The sequence below is a fragment of the Streptomyces sp. NPDC005808 genome (genome assembly GCF_042871385.1).
Lineage (GTDB): Bacteria > Actinomycetota > Actinomycetes > Streptomycetales > Streptomycetaceae > Streptomyces.
Genome location: NZ_JBIAIK010000003.1, coordinates 461,909 through 484,657 on the forward strand (window position 1 = coordinate 461,909; position 22,749 = coordinate 484,657).

Genomic DNA, 22,749 nt, shown 5'->3' on the forward strand with positions numbered 1-22,749 from the left:
CGGGGAAGGGCTCAAGGCGAGGCTGAGGTTCATGGGGACAATCCTTGCCTCGTGCGGGCGTTGGGCCCTGTGCGGCTGATTACGGTGTCCTGCGTGGTGGCCTCAGGCTGCCCGTTCGGCGGCGGCCGGGGTCTCGGCGCGCTTGGCCCGCAGCAGTTCCGGGCGCTTGCCGTCCTTCATCCACCAGGTGTGCGCACCGGGCTTGCGTGCCTCGTACGCCAGCTGCCAGACGATGCTCTTGCAGATGACCTCCTTGATCTTCGCGCCCGTGCGGCCGGCGAGGTAGTACCTGTTGGCGGTGTCATCCCTGGCGGCGAGCTGAAGGATGCCGGCGCGACGGCCCAGGCTGATGCACTGGCTGACGAACCCCACGTCTACGGGCGCGGGTTGCTCACCGGCGATCCGGCTGAGCACCGTCTCCGCTGCCTGCGGGCCCAGTTGAACCGCTGCCTGGCAACTCATCCGGTACGGCAGGCCGGAGGGCGCCGCCGAATCCCCGGCCGCGACGATGCGTACGTCGTCCACGCTCGTCAACGTCTCGTCCGTGAGCAGGCGGCCCAGGGCGTCGGTGCTCAGGTCGCTGCGGGCGGCCAGGTCCGGCACGCCGAACCCGGCGGTCCAGATGGTCACCTCGCTCGGCAGCTCGCGGCCGTCACCGAGACGTACGGCGTCGCGCGTCACGGCCGTCACCTTCGCTGCGGCGCCTTCGACCACGGTCACACCGAGCTTGGCCAGCCGCCCGGCGACCGAGCGTCGACCCCGGGGGTGCAGATACGGGCCGAGCACCTCGCCGCAGACCAGGGTCACCGTGCGGCCCGACTCCGCCAGTTCGGCGGCCGTCTCGATGCCCGTCGGACCCGCCCCGACCACCGTCACCACGGCCCTCGCGGACGCGGCGTCCAGAACCGGCCGAAGCCGTTCCGCCTCCTCCAGAGCAGCGATCGGGTACGCGAACTCCGCCGCTCCGGGCACGCGCGGGTCGGCGCTGCCACTGCCCACCGCGTAGATCAGGTAGTCGTAGCCGACCGTGCCGCCCGACGCCAACGCCACAGTGCGCCCGGCCGCGTCGATCCGGGTCACGCTGTCGACCACCAGCCGGACGCCGTCGGCCAGGACCTTCCGGAAGTCGACGACCGCCTCGTGGGATCCGCCCACCAGCTGGTGCAGGCGGATCCGTTCGACGAAGGCCGGGCGCGGGTTGATCAGAGTCACTGTCACGTCGTCGCGCCGCGTCAGACGATTGGCCGCCATGACGCCGGCGTATCCGCCGCCGATGACGACCACCTTGGTGTTCTCGGCCATGGTGTCTCTCCTTCGTTCCTTCGTTCCTTCGTTTCAAGGGGTTCGGCATGAAGACACCGCCTGACCGGTTGTTGTGACAACGTGTGAGCCAGATCACTCCATGGGGCTCTTCGGTCGCGTAGCGTCAGTGGGTCCTGGCCGCCGCGCACTCGAACCACACCGTCTTGCCGTCGCCGGTCGGCTCCACCCCCCACTCGTCGGCCATCGCCTCGACCAGGACGAGCCCCCGGCCGCCCTCCGACTCGCTGTCGGGTGCGGAGACCTTCGGGAGACGGGCCGAACCGTCCGACACCTCGACGCGTACGCCGTCCGGTTGCCGCAGGACCAGCAACTCGCAGCGCCGGTCCGGGACATGCCGCAGGACGTTGGCCAGTAGTTCGGTGACCGCCAGGCCCACGGGGTCGGTCAGTTCCGGCATCTCCCAGTAGCGGAGGTAGGCGCGGACGATCCGCCGGACGTGACCGGCCGAGTGTTCGCCGACCGTGAAGCGCATGCCGTACCGGACGGGCGGGGGAGGAATGAGTTCGTTCACAGGACGAGCCTGACGGCCACTGGCTACGCTGAGCTACCGACTGAACACAACTGACTCGCGGGCCGAGTTGGCAGACAGGGGCTGTCCGTGACCAACATCAGCATCCTCGACCCGAGCGCCTCGCCGCTCGACTACTACGGCTTCGAGCTGCGGCGGCACCGGGAGGCCGCGGGGCTGACACAGAAGCAGTTCGGAGACATCGTCAACTACACCGGCTCGCTGGTGGGACAGATCGAGACGGCACGGAAGTTGCCGACGGATGTGTTCAGCGAGCGGGCGGACGCGGCGCTGGGGACCGGGGGGTTGTTGTCGCGGTTGGTGGGGCTGGTGTTGCGGAGTCAGTTGCCGGGGTGGTTTCAGCGGGTTGCGGAGTTGCAGGCGCGGGCCGTCGAGATCTGTTCCTTCGAAACGCACATGATCCACGGTCTTCTCCAGTCCCAGGCATACGCGCGTGCCGTGCTCGGCACGTTGGACCAGAACAACCTTGACGACCGCACCGCTGTTCGACTGGCCCGCCAGAGCATCTTCGGGAAGGCGGAGCCCCCCGTCTTCTGGGCGGTCCTCAGCGAGGCCGCGCTGTACCAGGAGATGGGCGGTCTGGTGGCCATGAGGGGTCAACTGGCGCACCTGTTGGGTTTCGAGAACAACCCCCGGATCAACATCCAGATCTTGCCGTTCTCAGCCGGAGCACACGCGGGACTGCAGGGTTCGTTCGACGTCTATCGCTTCTCCAGCGACCCGACCATCGTCTACACCGAGGGCTACGGAAGCGGGCATCCGACCGCCAACCCGGACACCGTCAAGGACTGTTCGCTCCGTTATGATCATCTTCAGGCCGCCGCGCTCTCCCTTAGGGATTCCGCGGAGCTGATCCGGCGTGTGATGGAGGAACGCTATGGAAAACAACGCGATGCCGACGTGGATCCAGTGGCGTAAGTCCAGCTACAGCGGTGACCAGGGCGGCAATTGCGTCGAGTGCGCCCCACTCGGCCCCCTCGCCTGGCGCAAGTCGACGTACAGCGGTGACTGTGACGCCTCCTGCGTCGAGATCGCCCCAACCCCCTGCGCCGCCATCGCCGTTCGGGACTCCAAAGTCCCCGACGGCCCCGCGCTCGCGCTCACTCCGGCCGCCTTCACCGCCTTCGTCACCCAGCTCTAGCCCCCCGGGGACAGGGCTTACCGGGTCTTCTCACCCATGATCCATCGGGATTTCTCAATGGCGTCATGGACGTCGGGCTCCGGCCCCCTGCCGTATTTCTCGGTGAAATGGGAAACGGGGTGGCTGGACAGCTCCCACCCGGACCGGCGCAGTGCTTCCGCGGAGTCGGGGCGGGCGTCGGAGCTGAACAGTGAGCTGAGGTGTACGCCCATTTTCTCTTTGGTCTCGGCGTAGATCTCGCTGGCGCGCAGCTCTTCCGTTTCCTGGTCGACAAGGATCTCGTAGCCGATCCGACTCCCTGGAGCCGATGCCGCGTTGATCGCCGCGAACATGCGCGTCTCGGTGTCCGCGGACAGGTACGGGACGACGCCTTCGATGGACCACACGGTTTTCCTGGTGCGGTCGAAACCTGCCGTCAGCAGGGCGTCGTCCCAGGCTTCTTCCAGGTCTGCGGGCACGTAGTGGTGATCAACAAACGAGGATGCTTCGGTCTCCGCGAGAACGCTTTGCTTGAAGCGGTGTACGGCGGGCCGGTCGATTTCGTGGAGAGTGGTGCCCGGCTTCCAGTCGAGCCTGGCGACCCTCATGTCCAGCCCTGCGCCCAATAGCACCACCTGTTGAATTCCGTCGTGATTAGCCTTGAGAAGGAAATCGTCGAACGCTCGGCAGCGCAGTCCGAAGTACCTTCCGCCACGTCCCCAGACGGGATCGTCGTCGCCTTGCTCAACGTCTTCGATGCGCAGGGGAAGCTGGTGTGTGGCGTCGGCGGCCTTCACGAAGCGCTCCGCGTAGGGGTCGCTGATCAGACCGTCGACGTGGTGCGTCTCGATGGACCGCGCCGCGGCGACCACCAGTGCGGTCCAGCCGAGTTCGTCGACAATGGGAGAACGCTCGGGCTCACTCATGGCCGTCTCTCCTGTGTGGGGGGTTGCTGGAGTAAAACAGTAGCTACGGCCGTTGTGAATTCGATAAGATTCCGCACTCCAAAGTGCTGTCCCATAAGTGATCTCAGGGCCAATTCAGACACCCCGCGCACAGGTCAGACACCCCGCGCACAGGGGTGACCAGGCCCCGATGACAGGATGGTCGCCCACGATCCCGAGGGGCCATGTCCGTGCACACGCCTGCCGACTACCTCGAACTGGCGCGCGCCGAGCAGGACAGCTCCGTCCTCCATCCGCTGGCGCGATGTCCGTACCCCTTTGTCTGGCATGCGCTGGCCGCCAATCCCCATACGGCGCCCGAGACTCTCCTGGAACTGAGCACGGCTCGAGACAGTTCCTGGAACGACAACAGGCTCCTTCGCCTCCTGGCGGAACATCCCCGCGCGGACCACACGGTGCTGCGAGCCGTCCGGGATGCCGCGGCGGCCAAGCTCTCCGAGGGCGAGCGGCCCTACGCCGCCGTGCTCGCGCTGGCAGGGCGGACGGAACTTGCGGCGGAAGAGGTGAGACAGCTCGGTGCTCTCCGTGGAGCATCTGCTCGGCTGCGCAGCCACCTCGAACGGCGCCTGAACCTTCGCGCTTGACCCGTTGCCCCAGCTTGGGCGGCCTTCGGCAACCCGCTTCAGACGGACCGGACCGCGGACACCAGCTCCTCCGCCGTGACCACCCGGGCGAAGCCCCCGCCGTGCAGGGTCACGGCAGTCGCTCGGGACAGCTCGTCGGCGGTCAGGGACCAGCCGAACGGGCCCGTCTGGTCGAAGGTGTAGGTGGCGTCGTAGGCGAACAGGACGTCGTAGCCGAGGTTGCCGCCCATGCGGGCGGTCGTCTCCGCGCACATGTTGGTCTGGATACCGGCGACGGCGATCTGGGTGATGCCCTCGGCCTTGAGCCAGGCGTCCAGGTCGGGGGTGCCGTAGAACGCCGAGTTCACGGTCTTGGTGATGAACAGTTCCGGGCCCTTGCCCAGTCCGCGCCGCTGCTCGACGTACTCCTTGAGGTCGTTGCCCGGCTGTCCTGGCCGCAGCGGTGAATCGGGCTTGACCGAGTCGTGCCGTACGAAGACGACCGGGCGGCCGGTGTCCTGCCAGGCGGCGAGGAGGGCGGCGATGTTCTCGTCGGCGGCGGGGTTGTTGCGTGGGCCCCAGGACGCCAGGTCGTCGAAGCCCTGCTGTACGTCCACCACTACCAGCGCCGCGTTCTCTGTGATCTCCATGCTGACCATCGTGCCGCCGTCCGCATATTCGGGCCAGGAGGCAGGAAGCCAGCGTTCGATGGTTTACTGCCAGGGTGACTCAGTCGACGACACAGGCTCATCGCATCGCCCTCCTCGCCTTTCCCGGCGTCCGGGCCTTCGACGTCAGCGTGATCACCGAGGTGTGGGGTGTGGACCGTACCGACCGTGGCGCACCCGCCTTCGACCTGCGGCGGGTCGCCGCAGAGCCCGCGCCCGTGGCGATGCGCGGCGGGCTCGCGGTCACCCCGGACCGGACGCTGGCGTGGCTGCCTCGGGCCGAGCTGATCGTGGTGCCGGGCCTCGATGATCACGTGACGCCCGCACCCGGACCCGTACTGGAGGCGCTGCGGCGTGCCCACGCCCGGGGGACGACCATCGCGGCGCTGTGCGGCGGTGCCTTCACGCTGGCGCAGGCGGGGCTGCTGGAGGGCCGGCGCGCGCTGACGCACTGGAATCTGATCGACCAGCTGCGGGAATTGCATCCGGGGGTGCGGGTCGAGCCGGACGCGTTGTTCGTCGAGGACGGCAACATCTGGACGGCCGCGGGGACGGCCGCCGGGATCGACCTGTGCCTGCATCTCATCCGTACCGCTCATGGTGCGCAGGCCGCGGCTGCGGTGGCCCGTTCGATGGTGACGGCGCCGTTCCGGACCGGCACCCAGGCGCAGTTCATCGAGCATCCGGTCGCACCGGCCGACCCGGACGCGGACGCGCTGGCCGCCGTACGGGAGTACGCGCTCGGGCATCTCCACGAGCCGCTCACCGTGCCCCGGCTCGCCGCGCGCGCCGGGATGTCACCGCGGTCGTTCGCGCGGCACTTCGTGGCGGCCACCGGGTCGACTCCGGTGCGGTGGTTGCTGGATCAGCGGGTCGCCGCCGCGCAGCGGTTGCTGGAGGGGACCGGCCTGGCCATGCCCGAGGTCGCCCGCCGGGCGGGTTTCGGGAGCGAGGTCACCATGCGGCAGCACTTCGCGGCGCGGCTCGCGACGAGCCCGCGCGCGTACCGTGCGGCGTTCGCGGGAGGAGCTGTGGCAGGCACGGGAGGCGGGGGAGGCACGGCAGGTACGGCAGGCGGGGGAGGCAGGGGCGGGCGTAGGGATGGGTGGGTGCCCCTGCCTCCCACGCCGGACGGGCCGACGGTGCCGGGAGGTCGTCGGCCCGAGCGTGGATGTGGCGTTAGCTGTGGCTGACCTGGAGTTCCTTGACTCCGTTCAGCCAGGCGGAGCGGAGGCGGCGGGGGTCGCCGGCGAGGCGGAGGTTCGGCATGGCGTCGGCGATGGCGTTGAAGATGAGGTCGATTTCGAGGGTGGCCAGGGACTTGCCGAGGCAGAAGTGCGGGCCTCCGCCGCCGAAGCCGAGGTGGGGGTTGGGGTCGCGGGTGATGTCGAAGAGGTCTGGCCCGTCGAATACCTCGGGGTCGTTGTTGGCGGAGGAGTAGAAGATGCCGACGCGCTGGCCCTTCCTGATCTGCTGCCCGCCCAGTTCGGTATCCTGGGTCGCGGTGCGCTGGAAGGAGACGACGGGGGTCGCCCAGCGGACGATCTCCTCGGCGGTGGTCTTCGGGCGTTCACGCTTGTAGAGGTCCCACTGGTCGGGGTGGGTGAGGAAGGCGTGCATGCCGTGGGTGATGGCGTTGCGGGTCGTCTCGTTGCCCGCGACGGCCAACAGCAGGACGAAGAAGCCGAATTCGTCGGAGGCCAGGTTGCCTTCGTCCTCCGCCGCGACCAGCGTGCTGACGATGTCCTTGGCCGGGCACTGCTTGCGGTCGGCGGCGAGGTTCATGGCGTACGAGATGAGTTCGGTGGCCGACTCGGCGCCGACCTCCTCGGTGATCGCGTACTCCGGATCGTCGTACGCCACCATCTTGTTGGACCAGTCGAAGATCTTGGCCCGGTCGTTCTGCGGGACGCCGATGAGCTCGGCGATGGCCTGGAGGGGGAGTTCGCTGGCGACCTGGGTGACGAAGTCGAATGCGCCGTCGGGGCCTGCGCCCGCAAGTGCGCTCTCGACTATCGAACCGGCCCTGGTGCGCAGGGCGTTCTCCAGTGAGCGGATCGCGCGCGGGGTGAAGCCGCGCTGCACGATCTGGCGGACGCGGGTGTGCTCGGGCGGGTCCATGTTGAGCATGATCAGCCGCTGGACCTCTATCGTCTCGCGCTGCATGTGCTCGTTGAAGCGGATGACGGCGGTGTTGAGGAACGAGGAGAAGAGCTCGGGGTGCGTGGAGACGTACTTGACGTCCGCGTGCCGCGCCACGGCCCAGTAGCCGTCGTCCTCGAAGCCCGCGAGGCCCGGGCGTTGGGGGATCCAGTGGACCGGCTCGGTCACGCGCAGCTCGGCGAACTCCGGGAGGGGCACGCGGTGGTGCAGCAGATCGGGGTCGGTGAAATCGAACCCTTCGGGCAGCGCTGGACAGGGCATCGGCAACTCCCGCCGTTCAGACGGCCTTCTGGTCTTCTCGGTGCCCCCTGATTTGACGGGCCATCAGAGATCACTGTTCTGACGGACCATCAGAGGCCGGGAAACTGCCGTGAAGGTAGTAACGGGTTCTACAACTCGCAAGGGGCACGGCAGCCCGAATCGTGTGCGCGATTCGTACGGAACGCGACTTCCACGGCTGCACGACCCTTGCGGCGCCGGGGGTTTGCTCAGCAGACTGCAGACAGAACTAGAACGCGTACTAGTTCGGCGCGGCGGGTGGCCGGGACGCCCGCGCCGCGCGGGTGGACAGGCCCAAGGAGAGGACGAGCCCCCATGGTCGCGGAACCCGTCATCGTCGAAGCCGTACGCACCCCCATAGGCAAGCGCGGTGGCGCGCTCGCCAATCTGCACCCCGCCTACCTGCTGGGCGAGACCTACCGTGAACTCCTGGGCCGCACCGCGATCCAGGCCGACTGTGTCGAGCAGATCGTCGGCGGCACGGTGACCCACGCCGGCGAACAGTCCATGAACCCCGCCCGTGTCGCCTGGCTCACCATGGGCCTGCCGTACGAGACCGCCGCGACGACGGTCGACTGCCAGTGCGGCTCCTCGCAGCAGGCCTCGCACATGGTCGCCAACATGGTCGCCGCGGGCGTCATCGACGTCGGGATCTCCTGCGGCGTCGAAGCCATGTCGCGGGTGCCGCTGGGATCCGGGTCCAAGCACGGGCCGGGCAAGCCGTTCCCCGACGAGTGGAACGTGGACCTGCCCAACCAGTTCGAGGCGGCGGAGCGCATCGCGCGCAATCGCGGTCTGAACCGCGAGAACGTCGACTCGCTCGGGCTGATCTCGCAGGAGCGCGCCGCAAACGCCTGGTCCGAGGAACGCTTCAAGCGAGAGACCTTCGCCGTGCAGGTGCCGACGACGGAGGAGGAGCAGCGGGCGGGGCAGGGCATGTGGCGGCTCGTCGACCGCGACGAGGGTCTGCGCGACACGTCCATGGAGGCACTGGCCAAGCTGAAGCCGGTCATGCCCACAGCCGTCCACACCGCCGGCAACTCCTCCCAGATCTCCGACGGCGCCGCCGCGATCATGTGGGCCTCCAAGCGGATGGCCCGCGCGCTGAAACTGCGCCCGCGTGCCCGGATCGTCGCCCAGGCCCTCGTCGGCGCCGACCCGCACTTCCACCTCGACGGACCGATCGACGCGACGCGCGCGGTGCTCGGAAAGGCCGGCATGTCCCTGAAGGACATCGACCTCGTCGAGATCAACGAGGCCTTCGCGTCAGTGGTGTTGAGCTGGGCCCAGGTCTTCGAACAGGACCTGGAGAAGGTCAACGTCAACGGCGGCGGAATCGCCCTCGGGCACCCGGTGGGGGCGACGGGAGCGCGGCTGATCACCACGGCCCTGCACGAACTGGAGCGCAGGGACAGGGAGTTCGCGCTGGTGACGATGTGCGCGGGCGGGGGACTGGCTACCGGGACGATCATTCAGCGGCTGTAGGCGTCTGGCCGCGGGAGGGTCTACGTACGCCAGCCGTCCCGGTGTCGAGCGGGCGGCTGCATAGGGCGCCTGGCTGCTGGTCAGCTCGGCAGCCGCAGTCCCGCGATGAGGAGCTCGACCAGTCGGCGGGCGTCGTAGCGCGGGTCGTTGTGGGTGCCGACGCAGAGGTTGCCGACGCCTCGCATGAGTTCGTAGGCCTGGATGTCGGGGCGGATCTCGCCGGAAGCAGCTGCCGCGTCGAGGAGTTGGGTGCAGACGGGCAGGAGGCGGTCGAGGAAGTAGGCGTGCAGGGTTTCGAAGCCGGCGTTGTCGGACTGCAGCGCGGCGGCGAGTCCGTGTTTGGTGACCAGGAAGTCGACGAAGAGGTTGATCCACTGGCTCAGTGCGGCATGCGGAGTCGGGCCGGCCGCCAGCAGCGCGGGACCGGCCTCGGCGCAGGCTTCGACCTGGTGCCGGTAGACGGCGATGATGAGGTCCGCCCGGGTCGGGAAGTGCCGGTAGATCGTACCCACCCCGACGCCGGCCTCGGCCGCGATGTCTCGTACCGGTGCTTCCACGCCTGAGGTGACGAAGACCGCGGCGGCCGCGTCGAGCAGGGTCTCCTTGTTGCGCCGGGCGTCCTTGCGCTTGGACGGGGCCGTGGCGTGCGCAGGGCCCGGTCCCGCTTCGCGGTCGCCTACGGTGCCGCCGCTCCCCTCGCGATCGCCTACGGTCCCGCCGTTCCCTTCGCTGTCGTTCACGGTGCCGCCGTTCCCTTCGCTGTCTCCCGCTGTCGCGCGTTGGCGGAACGAGGTTCCGTTTGCTCATGATGTCACGGAGTCCCACGATCTTCTCAGGCCGGTGACAGCTTCAGGTGTGAGCATGGGCGCCGCCCCGGCGGGAGCGTTCCTGGCCGTGGGCCGCAATGCCCTTCAGTGGAGGTTCTTATGCGTTCCTACCGAGCTGTGTCCCTGCTGACCACCATCCTGGCGGCCGGAATGGCGACGACGCTCGCGGTAGCCCCCGCGTTCGCGGTCACCGCACCGCTGACCCACCCGACGGTGGTCGCACACTTCGACGTCGCCACCAAGCAGCAGCCCGAGAACATCACCGTGGAGCCGAACGGTTCCGCAGACGTCACCTTCGCCAAGGCCCGGCAGATCGCGCACGTCGACAAGGACGGCACGGTCACGGTCCTGGCGACGCTGCCCGCGCCCACCACGGGGGCGGCGTCGGCGTCGGGCATCGTCCGCACCTCCGACGGCACCCTTTACGTCAACTACAACGCCGGTGCGAACTCCGGCATCTACCGGCTGCGGCCGGGCGGTACGCCTGAGCTGATCGCCTCCCTGCCCGACGTCGGCGCCCTCAACGGGCTCGCGCTCGACCAGAAGACGGGCACCCTGTACGCCACCGACTCCAAGAAGGGCGGGGTCTGGCGGATCTCGCTGAAGACCGACGCGGTCGACCTCTGGGCCTCGGGTGAGCAGTTCGATCCGGGTGCCGCCGGGGTCGCCTCCAACGGCATCAAGGTGCACAACGGCGCCGTGTGGGTCGGCAACACCGACCAGGGCACCCTGACCCGGGTCCCCATCCGCGCCGACGGCAGTGCGGGCACCTTCACGACCGAGGCGACCGGGCTGTCCGGCATGGACGACTTCGCGTTCACCGGCAACGGCGACACCATTCTGGCGGCGGTCAACGTCGCGAGCGAGGTCTACCTGGTGAAGCCCGACGGTACCCACACGACGGTGCTCACCAGCGCCGACGGACTGTCCAATCCGACCTCGGTCGCGGTACGGGCGAACACCGCGTACATCACCAGCGGGGCGTACTTCACGGCGACGGACCCGAACCTGCTGGAGGCGCAGATCTCGCACTGACGGGGCCCTTCCTGAGTACATGAAAGCGGCGGCCCCGGGGATCGGGGCCGCCGTCTTTCGCGTGTGTGGGGTGGCCCCGGGGGTCGGGGCCACCGCTTTTCGCGTGTGTGGTGCCGGCTCAGTACCAGCCGTTGGCCTGCCAGAAGTTCCAGGCGCCGACCGGGCTGCCGTAGCGGTCGTTCATGTAGTTGAGGCCCCACTCGATCTGGGTCTCGGGGTTGGTCTTCCAGTCGGAGCCCGCGGAGGCCATCTTGGAGCCAGGCAGGGCCTGGACCAGGCCGTAGGCGCCGGAGGAGGAGTTGGTGGCGTCGACGTCCCAGCCACTCTCGTGCTCGACGATCTTGCTGAACGCGTTGTACTGCGCGGCGTCCGGGATCATCTTGTGCGCGATCGTCTTGGCGGAGGAGGCCGAGGTTGTCGCAGCCTGCGCCGGAGCGGCGGTCAGCACCATGCCGGTCGTGGCGGCGGCCAGGGCGACGGCGGTGAGGGCCTTCTTCGGGGAAGCGATGCGACGGATGACGGAGACGGACACGGAGAACCTTTTTCTTCGGGGACAAGGAGTCGTCGTACGCACGCCGGAGCCACGCGGTGCGTGGTGGGAATGCGTCGGCGCCGAGGCCCGGGTGGGCTCGTCGGCGCCTGGCGACTGCTCCAGAGAAACAGGCCGGACGCCCGTCCGCAATGACCCCTTTTACTAGTGGTGGTCGCATGCGAGTAGAAAGTGCCTTGTGTGATGTGGCTCTCAAACCCCAGGTCAGAGGGGTTGCGGACGCGTACATGTCATCGCTTTGGACTACGACCGCGCTTCGTATGTGACCAAGGTCCTGTGGGACGGCTCACCCCACAGGTGACGGACGGCGTGCGGCTGTGCACGGGGTGCTGTCGGAGGGTGTGACGGGCGCCACCGATCACCTGGGTTCGAACGTGACGGGGGTCTCGAAAGCGGCCCGCCGCGTGGCCCGGCGCAGCGCCTTGAGGAGAGTCGCGCCGAGCGTGAGGGTCAGCGCGACGGTGACGACGGCACGGCCCAGGTCCCAGCCGAGCGAGGTGGCCATGCAGTACGCGAGGAAGCGGGCCAGGTTGGCGGAGAGGGCGCTCTGCGGGTCGAAGGCCACGTTCGAGGCCTGCGCGTCCATGAAGGGCCAGCCGGCGAGGTTCATGACGGTGCCGTACGCGAAGGCCGCGAGGAACCCGTACGCGGCGAGCAGCGCAAGCTCGGCCCGCCCGCGCAGCCGGTCAGGACCCGGCAGCAGCCCGGCGCCCATCGTGAACCAGCCCATGGCCAGCATCTGGAACGGCATCCAGGGCCCCACCCCGCCCGTGAGCAGCGCCGACGCGAACATCGTCACGGACCCGAGCACGAACCCGAACCCCGGCCCGAGCACCCGCCCGCTCAGCACCATCAGAAAGAACATCGGCTCGATCCCGGCCGTCCCGGCCCCGATCGGCCGCAGCGCGGCGCCGGTCGCGGCCAGCACCCCGAGCATCGCCACGGCTTTGGGGCCGAGCCCGGACTCCGAGATCGTCGCGGCGACGACTCCGACCAGCAGGACCAGGAGGCCAGCGAAGAGCCAGGGCGCGTCCTGCGCGTGGGCGCTCGCCTGGGAGGTCGGGTCGGCGAAGAGGGGCCAGCCGAAGGCGGCGACGCCGGTGGCACTCGTGAGGGTGAGGGCCAGGACGGAGCGGGGGCCGAGGTGGATGGCCCGCGCCTGCCGCTGGGGTGGGTGGGGGTGTTGGCTCCGGCCCTGGGTTCGGTGCTGGGGCACCTGGCCCGGCTCGGCCCACGGGGTGCCGGGCTTCTCCGGCTGGTGGGCGGTCATCCGAGCGCCTCCCTCACCTGGGCGACGGTCAGCCACGGCTGCGGCGCCAGCACCTTCGTGACCTGCGGGGCGAAGGACGGGGACGCGACGACCACCTCGGCCGTGGGGCCGTCGGCGACGACCTCGCCGTCCGCGAGGATGACCACACGGTGGGCCAGCTCGGCCGCGAGCTCCACGTCGTGGGTGGCCAGGATGATGGTGTGGCCCTCGGCGGCCAGTGCGCGCAGCAGCGTGACCAGGCGGGCCTTCGCCGCGTAGTCGAGACCGCGGGTCGGCTCGTCGAGGAGCAGTAGCGGGGGTCGGGCCGTCAGGACGACGGCCAGCGCGAGCGCCAGCCGCTGGCCCTCCGACAGATCACGCGGGTGGGTGCCGTCGCCGATGCCCGGCAGCAGCTCGGACACCAGCGCCCGGCAGCCACCGGGCTCGGCGCCCGCGTCCGAGTCGGCCGCCGCACACTCGGCGGCCACCGTGTCGGCGTACAGCAGATCCCGTGGTTCCTGCGGTACGAGGCCCACGCGGCGTACGAGGTCACGCGGGGCGGTGCGATGCGGGACCGCTCCGCCGACCCGCACGGATCCGGCCGCCGGTTCGACCAGCCCGACCAGCGCCGCGAGCAGCGTGGACTTCCCGGCGCCGTTGCGTCCCATCAGTGCGATCGTCTCGCCGGGGGCGGCGCTGAGATCGACCCGGCGGAGCGCCTCGACGCGACCGCGCCGGACGGTGAGGGCCTCGACTGCGGCCGGCTGCTGGGGCGTTGGGGTCGGCGAGGTGTGCTTGCGGAGGAAGCGGGTGGGGCGCGGTGGCGAGGCGATGGGAGTGGACGCCTGTAGGGGTGATGGGGGCGGCGGTGCTGTGAGCCGTTCGCGCAGTTCGCCCGCCCTTCGGCGTGCGTCGCGCACCGTCAGGGGCAGCGGGGTCCAGCCGGCCAGCCGGCCCAGGCCGACGACCGGTGGATACACCGGCGAGACCGCCATCACCTCGGACGGCGGGCCGAGCAGCGGAGCGGCTCCCGGGGAGCGGAGGAGGACGACCTGGTCGGCGTACTGGATGACGCGTTCGAGGCGGTGCTCGGCCAGGAGAACCGTGGTGCCGAGGTCGTGCACGAGGCGTTGCAGCACGGCGAGGACCTCCTCCGCGGCGGCGGGGTCCAGGGCCGACGTGGGCTCGTCGAGGACCAGGACCTTCGGGTGCGGGGTCAGTACCGAGCCGATGGCGACGCGCTGCTGCTGGCCGCCGGAGAGCGTCGCGATCGGACGGTCACGGAGGTCGGCGAGGCCCAGGAGGTCGAGGGTCTCCTCCACGCGACGGCGCATCACGTCCGGGGGAAGACCCAACGACTCCATGCCGTACGCGAGTTCGTCCTCGACCGTGTCCGTGACGAAGTGGGACAGCGGGTCCTGGCCCACCGTGCCCACCACGTCGGCGAGTTCGCGGGGCTTGTGCGTGCGGGTGTCCCGGCCCGCGACCGTGACCCGGCCGCGCAGGGTGCCGCCTGTGAAGTGCGGGACGAGCCCGCTGACGGCACCCAGGATCGTCGACTTGCCGACCCCGGAAGGGCCGACCAGCAGGACGAGTTCACCCTCGGGGACCTCGAAGTCCACGCCCTGGACGGTGGGTTCGGCCGCCCCGTCGTACGTCACGGAGACATCCTCGAAGCGGATCATGAGGACTGCTCCCTGCGCGTCGGGGTCGGAATCGGGGTCGGAATCGGGGTGGGGATGGGGGTAGGGGCAGGGGTGATGAAGGCGGGCAGGAGGCCCAGCAGGATCGCCGCCGCCGGCCAGAGCGGGAGAGCGGGGGCCACCAGGGGTACGACGCCCGGGCGCAGCGCCTGCGGGTCCTGCGAGGCGGAGACGACCAGCGAGGCGGCGACGGCGGCGCCGGAACCCGCGACCAGCCACGCCCGTACACCCCACGCGTCCGGCCGGTACCGCGTCCGCAGCGAACGTCGGCCGCCCAGCCGCAGGCCGCCGAGCGCCGCGGCCAGCCCGGCGAGCAGCACGGGCAGACCGTAGGTGCCGCCTTCCGCGGTCAGCAGTCCGTACGTTCCCGCGCAGACGCCGAGCAGGCCGCCCAGCGTGAGTGCGGCCGTGGTGCGGCGGACGGCGGGCGGTACCTCGGCGGTACGGCCGTACCCGCGCGCGTCCATCGCCGCGGCCAGCGCGACCGAGCGCTCCAACGCGCCCTCCAGGACAGGGAGTCCGACGTGCAGCAGACCGCGCAGGCCCCGGTCCGCGCGGCCCCGCAGGCGGCGGGCGGCGCGCAGCCGCTGGGCGTCCGCGATCAGGTTCGGCGCGAAGGTCAGCGCGACGACGACGGCCACGCCCGCCTCGTACAGGGCGCCCGGCAGCGACTTCAGCAGACGTGCCGGGTTCGCCAGGGCGTTCGCCGCGCCTACACAGATGAGGAGCGTGGCCAGTTTCAGGCCGTCGTACAGCGCGAAGACCAGGCCCTCGGCGGTGACCCGGCCGCCGATGCGGATGCCCTGGGCCCAGTGAGGGAGGGGGAGTTCGGGGAGCGTGACGACGACATGCGTGCCGGGGATGGGGGAGCCGAGGACGACGGCGAACGCGAGGCGGATGCCGAGGACGGCGATGCCGAGCTTGAGGAACGCGCCGTACGAGCGGGCCCAGGGGGCATCGCTCCGCCGTGCCGCCACGACGTATCCGGCTACGCCGACGAGGAGGGTGAGGAGGAGCGGGTTCGTGGTGCGGGAGGCGGCTGTTCCCAGGCCCAGGGCCCAGATCCACCAGGCGGCGGGGTGGGTGGCGTTGGTGCGGGTGGCCTCCGGCGTGGGGGTACGGCGCCTGGAGCGGGCCTCGCGTGGGCCGGCACCCGGTGCTGGTGGCCGCGCCCGCCGGTTCCGCCGCGCGGGACGATCGCCCACAGCAGTCTCACCCCTCCTCACGTCAGCTCCTGCGGCGTCGTGCTTGCCAGATCGCCGCGCCGGCCAGGGCGGCGACGGCTGCTGCTCCGGCGAGCAGGCCTACTGACGGGCCGGAGCCGATTGCATCGGGCTGGGGGCGGGAGGCGGTGGAGACCGGCTCGCCGCAGCCCGTCCGGGGGTAGGCCGCTATGGCGCAGAGGAGGGCGTTGGTGTCGTAGCGGAGGGGTTCGGCGACCGAGGCCAGGGCTTCGGCGGAGGTCGCGTCGGAGGGGACGCGGGCGCAGGCCGTGCGCGGGGACGGTGGGGTCTCGCCGGACGGCGCGTCCGTGGACGTACCGAAGTCGATGACGAGGGCCACGCGCTTCTTGCCCTGCTGGGCGGGTGTCCTGGCGCAGATGGACGCGAAGCCGGTGGCGCCGCGGGGCTTCGTCGCGTGCTGGGAGTCCTCGCTCACCGCGAAGCGGAAACCCTGGACGTCGCCGTCGGACGGGCGGGCGGTCGACGGGCCCTGTGTCGCGTACGTCCACTGGCCGCCGGTCAGGTCCCAGAAGGACCAGTAGCGGTAGCCGACCGCGTGGGCCTGCCCCGCCGAACCGAGCCCCAGGACGAGCAGGAGCCCGGCCAGGACCAGGGGAGTCGTACGACGTCGGCTCACAGCCTCTGCCTCTTGTTGCGGCCGCTGATCAGGAAGCCGATACCGATACCGGCGACGAGACCGACGCCGACGATCCACCAGACGCCGAGGCCGCCGTCGTCACCATCCTGCGACTGCGACTGCGACTGCGACTGCGACTGCGACTGCGACTGCGACTGCGACTGCGGCTTGGCGGCACCGGAGTCGGACGCCGCCGCCTGCGCCGGCGGGCCCGTCGCGCCCAGCTCCTTGACGAGGTCCCGGCCGCCGAAGTCGCGCGGGTCGAACGCGTTCGCGTGCGCGGCGAGGATCAGCTGCGCGTACGCGGCCGGTCCGCTCTGCCCGGCCCACTGTGCGGCGTGCGCCTCCAACCAGCGCACCGTGTCCGCCGCGTCGTCGCGGTGGCCGGCGGTGGCCAGCGCCACGGCCGCGTCCGCGGTGTTGCCGTAGTCGGGCTGGTCCTCGGCTCCGGGCAGCGCCGACTTGAGGTACTTGTCCTTGGCGAGGGACTCCACGAGGTATGCGGCGCCGTTCTGCGCGGCACGCTCGGGGTCGGCGCCGTCGGCGTCGTCGGCGGCCTCGCAGGAGACGCCGTCGCTCGTCGGCTGCACCTCGGCGCCGGCGAAGCCCCTGCCGAGCGCTCCGGTCACGGCCGCCGCGGTGGCGTCCGCGTTCGCCACGAGCTTCCCCTTCTTGTCCGGCTGGTAGGCGAAGGCGCCGCCGCCGTCCGCGTCGCAGGGGATCGCCAGCTCCGCAAGGGCGTCGTACGGAGACTTCCCACCCTGGGAGGTCACGTCCGCGGGCTTCTCGCCCGTCGCGGCCAGCGCCCCGGCCACCACGGACGTGGAGTTCGCGTCGCTCGCCCCGCCTGCCACGTATCCCCACCCGCCGTCCTTGTTCTGTACGGACTTCAGCCATGCGACGGCCTTGCCCGCCGCGGAGTCGTGCCGGCCGAGGGCCGCGAGGGCCTGCACGGCGGCCGCGGTGCTGTTGGTGTCGACCATCGTCTTGGCGTCGCACTTCGCGGTGGCGTCGGCGCGGTACGGAGCGAAGGACCCGTCCGCGCACTGCTGCCCCGCCAGCCAGTCGACGGCCTTGGCCGCGGGCGTCACGCCCACCGTGTGCTGGGCGAGCAGCGCGAGCGACTGGCGCCAGACGCCGTCGTAGGTGGGGTCGGCGGAGCCGTACAGACCCGAGGGAAGTGCGGGGGAAGGAGAGGGGGAAGCGTCTGAAGCGGCGGCGGTAGCGGCAGCGGCGGCGGCGGCGGTCGGCGCGAAGGCGGTACCGGCCACGGCGATCGCGGCCAACAGCGCGGCCGGCCTCGTGACGTGAACCGCTGCGTGTACCGCTGCCTGAACCGCTCCGTGAACCGCTCCTTGTACCGCTGCGTGAACGGCTGCGCTGCGGCGAACGATCATGACTCTCCCCTGTGGGGGAGCCGGGCAGCACCGGGCACACTGGTATCCGGGCGGCTCCGGCCCCGTATGCCTCGACGGTGCCGGCCACCGGCGGACCGCCGATGGCGCGAGCCGGTCACGCTCCGGACGGGGCAATCCGGCTCACCACCTGTTCAAGCAGTTCAAGCAGTTCAAGCAGTTCAGGCTGTTCAAGTGGCTCACGGTTGCGGGTCAGCGCCGGATTTGCACCGGCTTCCCCCCGTACGGGCGTGATGACGACTGGTTCACTCTACCGGCCCATTGGCCGGCCGCTGAGGGCCGCCTGTGAGCCCCCGGTAGGTTCGGCCCATGAGGACAACGGGGAGACTGCTCGGCTCGGGGCGTTCGGCGGACGTCTACGAGTTGGACGAGGCGTGGGTACTGCGCCGGATCCGCGGGGGACGGGGAGACGCCACCGCCGAAGCCTCGGTGATGGCACACGTACGAGGCCACGGCTTTCCGGCGCCGGCCGTGCGGTTGGCGACCCGCAGCGACCTGGTGATGGAGCGGCTGTCCGGGCCGACCATGCTGGAGGCGTTCGTCGCGGGGGAGTTCGGCCCCCAGGAGGCCGGTGTCACGCTCGCCCGGCTGCTCCGCGCCCTGCACGCCGTGCCCGCCAGACTCTCCGCCGACCCCGCCATCCGCGTCCTGCACCTGGACCTGCACCCCGACAACGTGATGCTCACCTCCGAAGGCCCCAAGGTCATCGACTGGGCCAACGCCGAGGAGGGCCTGCCCGGACTCGACTGGGGTATGTCCGCCGTGATCCTCGCCCAGGCCGCCGTCGCCGGCGGAGCGCACGCTCAGGTGGCCCGCGAGACGCTGGCCGCGATGCTCGGCGACGGCCCACCCGGCGTGACCGAGGCCGGCCTCCGGGAGGCGAGGCAGCGACGGGCGGTCAATCCGACGATGAGTGAGACCGAGGTCCAGATCCTGGGCGAGGCCGAGGAACTGGTCCGTACGCTGCTGCCGCCCTCTTCGGGATCCGCTCGTCCTTGACGCTCATCCTTGAGCCTCAGAGCGCGCCTTGACGCTCACCCTTGAACCTCAGAGCGCGCCTTGGCGCTCACCTTGAACCTCAGAGCGCGCATGCCGGGATCGTCGCTGCGGTGGGCTGCAACAGGACCAGAGCCAGGTCGTCGGTGGGGGCGGTGCCGGTGTGGGCGGTCAGGCGGGTGTAGAGGGTGTTGAGGGCCTCGTCGGGGAGGGGGTCGCGCAGGGCCAGTGCCGCTTCGCCGAGAAGGGGGAAAGGGTTGCCTTCCGTGTCGCGGGCCTCGGTCAGGCCGTCGGTGTAGAGCAGCAGGCGGTCGCCGGGCTGGAGGCGTACGCGGTACTGGCGCGGTTCCGGGCGCAGCCCCAACGGCGGTGTGGGGACGACGGGTTCGAGGAACTCGACCCGGTGGCCGGCGCGCAGGGGCGGCGGATGGCCGCAGTTGACGATCCGCACCTCGCCGGGCGCGAACTCGGCGAACACGGCGGTGACGAAGTCCTCGGGGGCCAGCTCCGGGGCGAGCCGCGTGTCGAGGGCACCGGCCAGAACGGTCAAGGTGGGTGCGGTGTAGGCGAGTTCACGGAAGGCCGCGATCGTGTCGGCGGTCAGCCGGACGGCGTCGAGGCCGTGGCCGCGTACGTCACCGATGAGGACACGCAGCCCGTACGGCGTCACCGCGACGTCGTACAGATCGCCGCCGACGGTCGATTCGCGGGCGGCGCTGTGGTAGCGGGTACAGACCTGAGTGCCGTCCAGAGTGCGGGAGATGGGCCGCAGAATCGCCTCCTGGGTGATCCGGGCCACCTCGCGGGCCTCGGCCAGTGTCATGGCGAGGCGCTCGCGCTGCCGGGCCGCGTACACGGTGAGCGCGCAGCCGAGCAGCAGCCCGGTCCACCGCAGGCCGAACTCGAAGCCCGGCACCGCGCCGTCGCCGATGCCCATCGCCAGGCCCAGCGCAGCCGACCAGCAGCAGACCACCACGGTGTGCCGCACCCCGAGCCTGACGCACGCCAGCAGCGGTCCGATCAGCAACAGCGTGGTGAGCGGCGGTACCCGGGAGACGAGCAGGTCCGGCAGGGCGATCAGCAGACAGGCGGCCAGCGGGGTGAGCAGCTGACGGCGGGTCCGCCACTCCGCCCTGAGCGGCACCGGCACCGGCACCGGCACCGGCGCCGGCCTTGGTCGCCGAGGGCGTTTTCCGACGCCGGGCGGGGGCGTCAACAATCGCGCGGGTCTCTCGATGTGCTGGGCCGGCGGCCGTCGCGTCAGCCTCTCGGCGCCCCCGGGCCGCCTCTCGATGCCCCCACCGCCTCCGCCTGTGGCGGCCATCCGTTCCCCAGCTCCCTCTCGTCCGTCCATCACTCACCCGACAATCACCGAATATCGGCCTTCCCACCGCCACCAACGGGGAGTTGATCGCATCTTGTCGAAAGGTCTCCGGAAGTGATGGAGTTCCGTCGTGTTTCTGTCCGAGTTGTCGGACATCGGTAACGGGTGGGTGTGATCGGGTCAGACTGGTCGATGTGTCCGACGAGACGAACATCGGTGTGTCCGACGAGACGAGACGGCATGAGCCATGAGCGCGAGCCCGGCGAGTAATGAGCCCGAGAAGGGCGAGAGCAAGAGCGGCGACCGGGCCGCCTGGGCCGGGCGGCACGGCGGTTTCGATGCCGGTAGTCCTGGCGGTCCCGATGCCGGGCGGCTCGGCGGTCCCGACGCCGGGCGGCACGGCGGTTCCGATCCCGGGCAGACCGGCGAAGCGCAGACCGGGCGTCCCGGCGCATCGCAGCTCGGGCGTCCCGGCCATCCCCATCGTCCCGGAAATCTGCCGCCGGAGACACGGAGCTTTGTCGGGCGGACCGAGGAACTCGCCTGGCTGGACGAGGAGTTGAACCCGGGGATCGGTGTCGGCCGGCTGGTGAGCCTTGTCGGTGTCGGCGGGGTCGGCAAGACGCGGCTCGCGTCGCGGGCCGCTGCCCGGGTGCGAGACGCGTACCCCGACGGCGTCTGGCTGGCAGAGCTCTCCGCGCTGCACACCGCGGGGCTGGTGGGCCTGGCCGTCGTGGAGGCGCTGCGGCTCGCGGACCAGTCGACGGGCCCGGTTGTCGAGGTAGTGGCCGAATGGGCCAAGGGCAAGCGGCTGTTGCTGATCCTCGACTCCTGCGAACACGTCCTCGCGGACTGCGTGGCGCTCGCCGAGACCCTGCTGCCCGGCCTGCCGGGGCTGCGCATCCTCGTCACCAGCCGGGAGCAGCTCGGCCTGCCGGGTGAACGGGTGCTCCAGGTGGATCCGCTGCCGGTCGCCGACGAGGCGGTGGCTCTGTTCGCCGAACGCGCGGCCGCCACCGGATTCACCCTCGACGACACCAACCGGCCCGCGGTGGAAGCCGTCTGCCGCCACCTCGACGGCATCCCGCTCGCCATCGAACTCGCGGCCGTCCGGCTCGCGGAACTCTCCCTGGCCGAACTGCACGGCCGCCTCGGTGAACATCTGGCATCCCGCCTCGACGTGCTCGTCCCGCGAGGCGAAGGGCCGCGAGGCGAAGGGCTGCGAGGCGAAGGGCTGCGAGGCGAAGGGCCGCGGGGCGAAGGGCCGCGGGGCGAAGGGCCGCGAGGCGGGAACGGTGAAGGGCCGCGGGGCGAGGGCCCGCGAGGCGGGAACGGCGAAGGGCCGTCCCCCGAAGCCCCACTCCGTCACCACACCCTCCGTACGGCCATCGGCTGGAGCCACGAGCTGTGCGAACCGCTGGAACGGCTGCTGTGGGCCCGCCTCTCGGTGTTCACCGACGGCTTCTGTCTGGGCGCGGCCGAGGAGGTCTGTGCGGGCGGCCCGCTGCCCGCACGGCGGATCGCGGCGCTGCTCGCCCGGCTCGTCGAGCAGTCCATCGTGCGACGCCACCGCACCGACCCGGCCCGCTTCCAGTTCCTCGACACGGTGCGGGAGTTCGGCGCCGACTGGCTGCGCGCCCTGGGCGAGGAGCGTGCCGTACGCCTGCGCCACCGTGACTACTACCGGCGGCTGGCCCGCGAGGGCTGCGCCGAGTGGAACACCGGACGCCAGGTTGCCTGGTGCGAGCGCGTCCTCACCGAACACGCCAACCTGCGCGCCGCCGTGGACTGCGCGCTCACCGAACCCGACAGCCGCGTCGCGCTCGAAATGGCGGCCGACGTCGGCTTCCTCTGGCGGCACTGCGGCTATCTGCGCGACGCCCAGCACTGCCTGGACCTGGCGCTCGCCACCGACCCGGCTCCCGGCCCGGACCGCACCCGCGCTCTGTGGGTGCGCGGCGCGGTCGCCATCTTCCAGGGCGATCTGAAGGCCGCGGCCGGCTGGGCGGTGCGCTGCGCGGACGCGGCTCGGGAGCAGGGCGACCCGGTGGCGATGGTCGCCGCCGCGTATCTGACGGGCGGTCAAGGCGCCCTGAGCGGACGCCTGTCGGAAGCGGTCGAGGTCCTGTCCTCGACTCCCCGACTGCCCATCGGGGCGGACGCGTTCGGGGCCGCGCAGCTCCAGGTCCGCGTCGCGCTCTCCTTCACGCACCTGCTGGCCGGCGACTACGAACGCGCGCGCACGGTGGCCGACGAGGCGCGCGAGGCCAGTGCGGAATGCGGCGAGTCCTGGGCCGGCGCCTTCGCCGACGGAATCGTCGCGCACGCGGACCTGGCGACCGGCGACGTCCGCGCGGCGGTCCGCAACGCCCGCACGGCGCTGGCCGGGCACGTCCTGATGCACAACACCGTCGGGGCCGCCGTCGCCCTGGACGTCCTCGCCGCCGCCGTCGTCGCGGCCGGCGACGGCCCCCGCGCCGCCCGACTCCTCGGCATTGCCACCCGTGTCTGGGATCTCACCGGCCGCGCTCAGATGGACTCACCCGACCTCATCGCCACCCGCCGCTCGCACGAACTGCGGGTCCGCGACGAGATCGGCGAAACGGCGTACAAGAAGGCGTACGAGGAGGGGCGCACCATGCGGTACGAGGAGGGGCTCGACTACGCGGTCCACGGCCGTTGACGGTGCCGACTG

21 protein-coding genes and 1 riboswitch are annotated in these 22,749 nt (G+C 70.9%); of the genes, 8 read left to right on the forward strand and 13 right to left on the reverse strand.

The features are described 5' to 3' along the window. Nucleotides 1-102: 102 nt before the first annotated feature. Nucleotides 103-1,302 (reverse strand): NAD(P)/FAD-dependent oxidoreductase, encoded by a 1,200-nt coding sequence (locus ACFYPC_RS09215; RefSeq protein ID WP_388672955.1) that lies wholly within the window; start codon nucleotides 1,300-1,302, stop codon nucleotides 103-105. 124 nt (nucleotides 1,303-1,426) lie between these two features. Beyond that, nucleotides 1,427-1,834 carry an ATP-binding protein gene (locus tag ACFYPC_RS09220; RefSeq protein ID WP_388672957.1) on the reverse strand — a complete coding sequence of 136 codons (408 nt, stop codon included), beginning with the start codon at nucleotides 1,832-1,834 and terminating at the stop codon, nucleotides 1,427-1,429. Between the two features lie 87 nt (nucleotides 1,835-1,921). Between ACFYPC_RS09220 and ACFYPC_RS09225 the strand changes: the two genes are divergently transcribed. Next, nucleotides 1,922-2,770 carry a helix-turn-helix domain-containing protein gene (locus ACFYPC_RS09225; RefSeq protein ID WP_388672959.1) on the forward strand — a complete coding sequence of 283 codons (849 nt, stop codon included), beginning with the start codon at nucleotides 1,922-1,924 and terminating at the stop codon, nucleotides 2,768-2,770. After that, on the forward strand, nucleotides 2,730-2,993 hold the full coding sequence (locus tag ACFYPC_RS09230) for a DUF397 domain-containing protein (RefSeq protein ID WP_388672961.1): 264 nt from the start codon (nucleotides 2,730-2,732) through the stop codon (nucleotides 2,991-2,993). Before ACFYPC_RS09225 ends, ACFYPC_RS09230 begins: the two co-directional genes overlap by 41 nt. A 17-nt stretch (nucleotides 2,994-3,010) precedes the next feature. On the opposite strand, the gene ACFYPC_RS09235 is transcribed toward ACFYPC_RS09230, so the two are convergent. Continuing rightward, nucleotides 3,011-3,898 (reverse strand): SAM-dependent methyltransferase, encoded by an 888-nt coding sequence (locus ACFYPC_RS09235; protein ID WP_388672963.1) that lies wholly within the window; start codon nucleotides 3,896-3,898, stop codon nucleotides 3,011-3,013. Between the two features lie 203 nt (nucleotides 3,899-4,101). Here ACFYPC_RS09235 and ACFYPC_RS09240 point away from each other — a divergent pair, with 203 nt between their 5' ends. Next, a complete protein-coding gene (locus ACFYPC_RS09240) occupies nucleotides 4,102-4,521 on the forward strand; it encodes a hypothetical protein (protein WP_388672964.1) in 420 nt (139 codons plus the stop codon). A gap of 38 nt (nucleotides 4,522-4,559) precedes the next feature. On the opposite strand, the gene ACFYPC_RS09245 is transcribed toward ACFYPC_RS09240, so the two are convergent. Next, entirely contained in the window at nucleotides 4,560-5,150 is a 591-nt protein-coding gene (locus ACFYPC_RS09245; RefSeq protein ID WP_388672966.1) for a cysteine hydrolase family protein, read from the reverse strand. Nucleotides 5,151-5,224: 74 nt separating this feature from the next. Between ACFYPC_RS09245 and ACFYPC_RS09250 the strand changes: the two genes are divergently transcribed. Continuing rightward, entirely contained in the window at nucleotides 5,225-6,361 is a 1,137-nt protein-coding gene (locus ACFYPC_RS09250; protein ID WP_388672968.1) for a GlxA family transcriptional regulator, read from the forward strand. On the opposite strand, the gene ACFYPC_RS09255 is transcribed toward ACFYPC_RS09250, so the two are convergent. After that, nucleotides 6,348-7,592: a cytochrome P450 gene (locus tag ACFYPC_RS09255; RefSeq protein ID WP_388672970.1), complete on the reverse strand. Its 1,245-nt coding sequence runs from the start codon at nucleotides 7,590-7,592 to the stop codon at nucleotides 6,348-6,350. The genes ACFYPC_RS09250 and ACFYPC_RS09255 overlap by 14 nt on opposite strands. Nucleotides 7,593-7,925: 333 nt before the next feature. Between ACFYPC_RS09255 and ACFYPC_RS09260 the strand changes: the two genes are divergently transcribed. Beyond that, the gene (locus ACFYPC_RS09260; protein WP_388672972.1) at nucleotides 7,926-9,095 is read left to right on the forward strand and encodes a steroid 3-ketoacyl-CoA thiolase; all 1,170 of its coding nucleotides are present in this window, start codon (nucleotides 7,926-7,928) and stop codon (nucleotides 9,093-9,095) included. An 80-nt stretch (nucleotides 9,096-9,175) separates the two neighbouring features. Here ACFYPC_RS09260 and ACFYPC_RS09265 read toward each other — a convergent pair whose 3' ends face one another. After that, nucleotides 9,176-9,691: a TetR/AcrR family transcriptional regulator gene (locus tag ACFYPC_RS09265; protein ID WP_388673406.1), complete on the reverse strand. Its 516-nt coding sequence runs from the start codon at nucleotides 9,689-9,691 to the stop codon at nucleotides 9,176-9,178. A 330-nt stretch (nucleotides 9,692-10,021) separates the two neighbouring features. Between ACFYPC_RS09265 and ACFYPC_RS09270 the strand changes: the two genes are divergently transcribed. Further along, nucleotides 10,022-10,957 carry an SMP-30/gluconolactonase/LRE family protein gene (locus ACFYPC_RS09270; RefSeq protein ID WP_388672974.1) on the forward strand — a complete coding sequence of 312 codons (936 nt, stop codon included), beginning with the start codon at nucleotides 10,022-10,024 and terminating at the stop codon, nucleotides 10,955-10,957. A 118-nt stretch (nucleotides 10,958-11,075) separates the two neighbouring features. Here the strand turns inward: ACFYPC_RS09270 and ACFYPC_RS09275 are convergent, their stop codons facing one another. From ACFYPC_RS09275 to ACFYPC_RS09300, 6 genes are all read right to left on the reverse strand, one after another. Continuing rightward, complete coding sequence (locus tag ACFYPC_RS09275) at nucleotides 11,076-11,489, reverse strand: transglycosylase SLT domain-containing protein (protein ID WP_388672976.1); 414 nt, start codon at nucleotides 11,487-11,489, stop codon at nucleotides 11,076-11,078. A gap of 376 nt (nucleotides 11,490-11,865) precedes the next feature. Next, nucleotides 11,866-12,777 carry an ECF transporter S component gene (locus ACFYPC_RS09280; RefSeq protein ID WP_388672978.1) on the reverse strand — a complete coding sequence of 304 codons (912 nt, stop codon included), beginning with the start codon at nucleotides 12,775-12,777 and terminating at the stop codon, nucleotides 11,866-11,868. Next, nucleotides 12,774-14,441: an ABC transporter ATP-binding protein gene (locus ACFYPC_RS09285; protein WP_388672980.1), complete on the reverse strand. Its 1,668-nt coding sequence runs from the start codon at nucleotides 14,439-14,441 to the stop codon at nucleotides 12,774-12,776. The genes ACFYPC_RS09280 and ACFYPC_RS09285 overlap by 4 nt, the downstream gene beginning before the upstream one ends. Then, nucleotides 14,438-15,664, reverse strand: coding sequence for a CbiQ family ECF transporter T component (locus ACFYPC_RS09290; RefSeq protein ID WP_388672982.1), 1,227 nt, complete (start codon nucleotides 15,662-15,664; stop codon nucleotides 14,438-14,440). The genes ACFYPC_RS09285 and ACFYPC_RS09290 overlap by 4 nt, the downstream gene beginning before the upstream one ends. Nucleotides 15,665-15,686: 22 nt before the next feature. Continuing rightward, on the reverse strand, nucleotides 15,687-16,319 hold the full coding sequence (locus tag ACFYPC_RS09295) for an SCO2322 family protein (protein ID WP_388672984.1): 633 nt from the start codon (nucleotides 16,317-16,319) through the stop codon (nucleotides 15,687-15,689). Beyond that, entirely contained in the window at nucleotides 16,316-17,605 is a 1,290-nt protein-coding gene (locus ACFYPC_RS09300; RefSeq protein WP_388672986.1) for a prenyltransferase/squalene oxidase repeat-containing protein, read from the reverse strand. The genes ACFYPC_RS09295 and ACFYPC_RS09300 overlap by 4 nt, the downstream gene beginning before the upstream one ends. Before the next feature lie 221 nt (nucleotides 17,606-17,826). Continuing rightward, a riboswitch (cobalamin riboswitch) is annotated at nucleotides 17,827-17,982 on the reverse strand. A 61-nt stretch (nucleotides 17,983-18,043) separates the two neighbouring features. On the opposite strand from ACFYPC_RS09300, the gene ACFYPC_RS09305 reads away from it, so the two are divergent. Further along, nucleotides 18,044-18,733, forward strand: a complete 690-nt coding sequence (locus ACFYPC_RS09305) for a phosphotransferase (protein ID WP_388672988.1) — start codon at nucleotides 18,044-18,046, stop codon at nucleotides 18,731-18,733. Nucleotides 18,734-18,812: 79 nt separating this feature from the next. On the opposite strand, the gene ACFYPC_RS09310 is transcribed toward ACFYPC_RS09305, so the two are convergent. Next, nucleotides 18,813-19,892 carry a PP2C family protein-serine/threonine phosphatase gene (locus ACFYPC_RS09310; RefSeq protein WP_388672990.1) on the reverse strand — a complete coding sequence of 360 codons (1,080 nt, stop codon included), beginning with the start codon at nucleotides 19,890-19,892 and terminating at the stop codon, nucleotides 18,813-18,815. 409 nt (nucleotides 19,893-20,301) lie between these two features. On the opposite strand from ACFYPC_RS09310, the gene ACFYPC_RS09315 reads away from it, so the two are divergent. After that, nucleotides 20,302-22,737: an ATP-binding protein gene (locus ACFYPC_RS09315; protein ID WP_388672992.1), complete on the forward strand. Its 2,436-nt coding sequence runs from the start codon at nucleotides 20,302-20,304 to the stop codon at nucleotides 22,735-22,737. Nucleotides 22,738-22,749 lie beyond the last annotated feature (12 nt).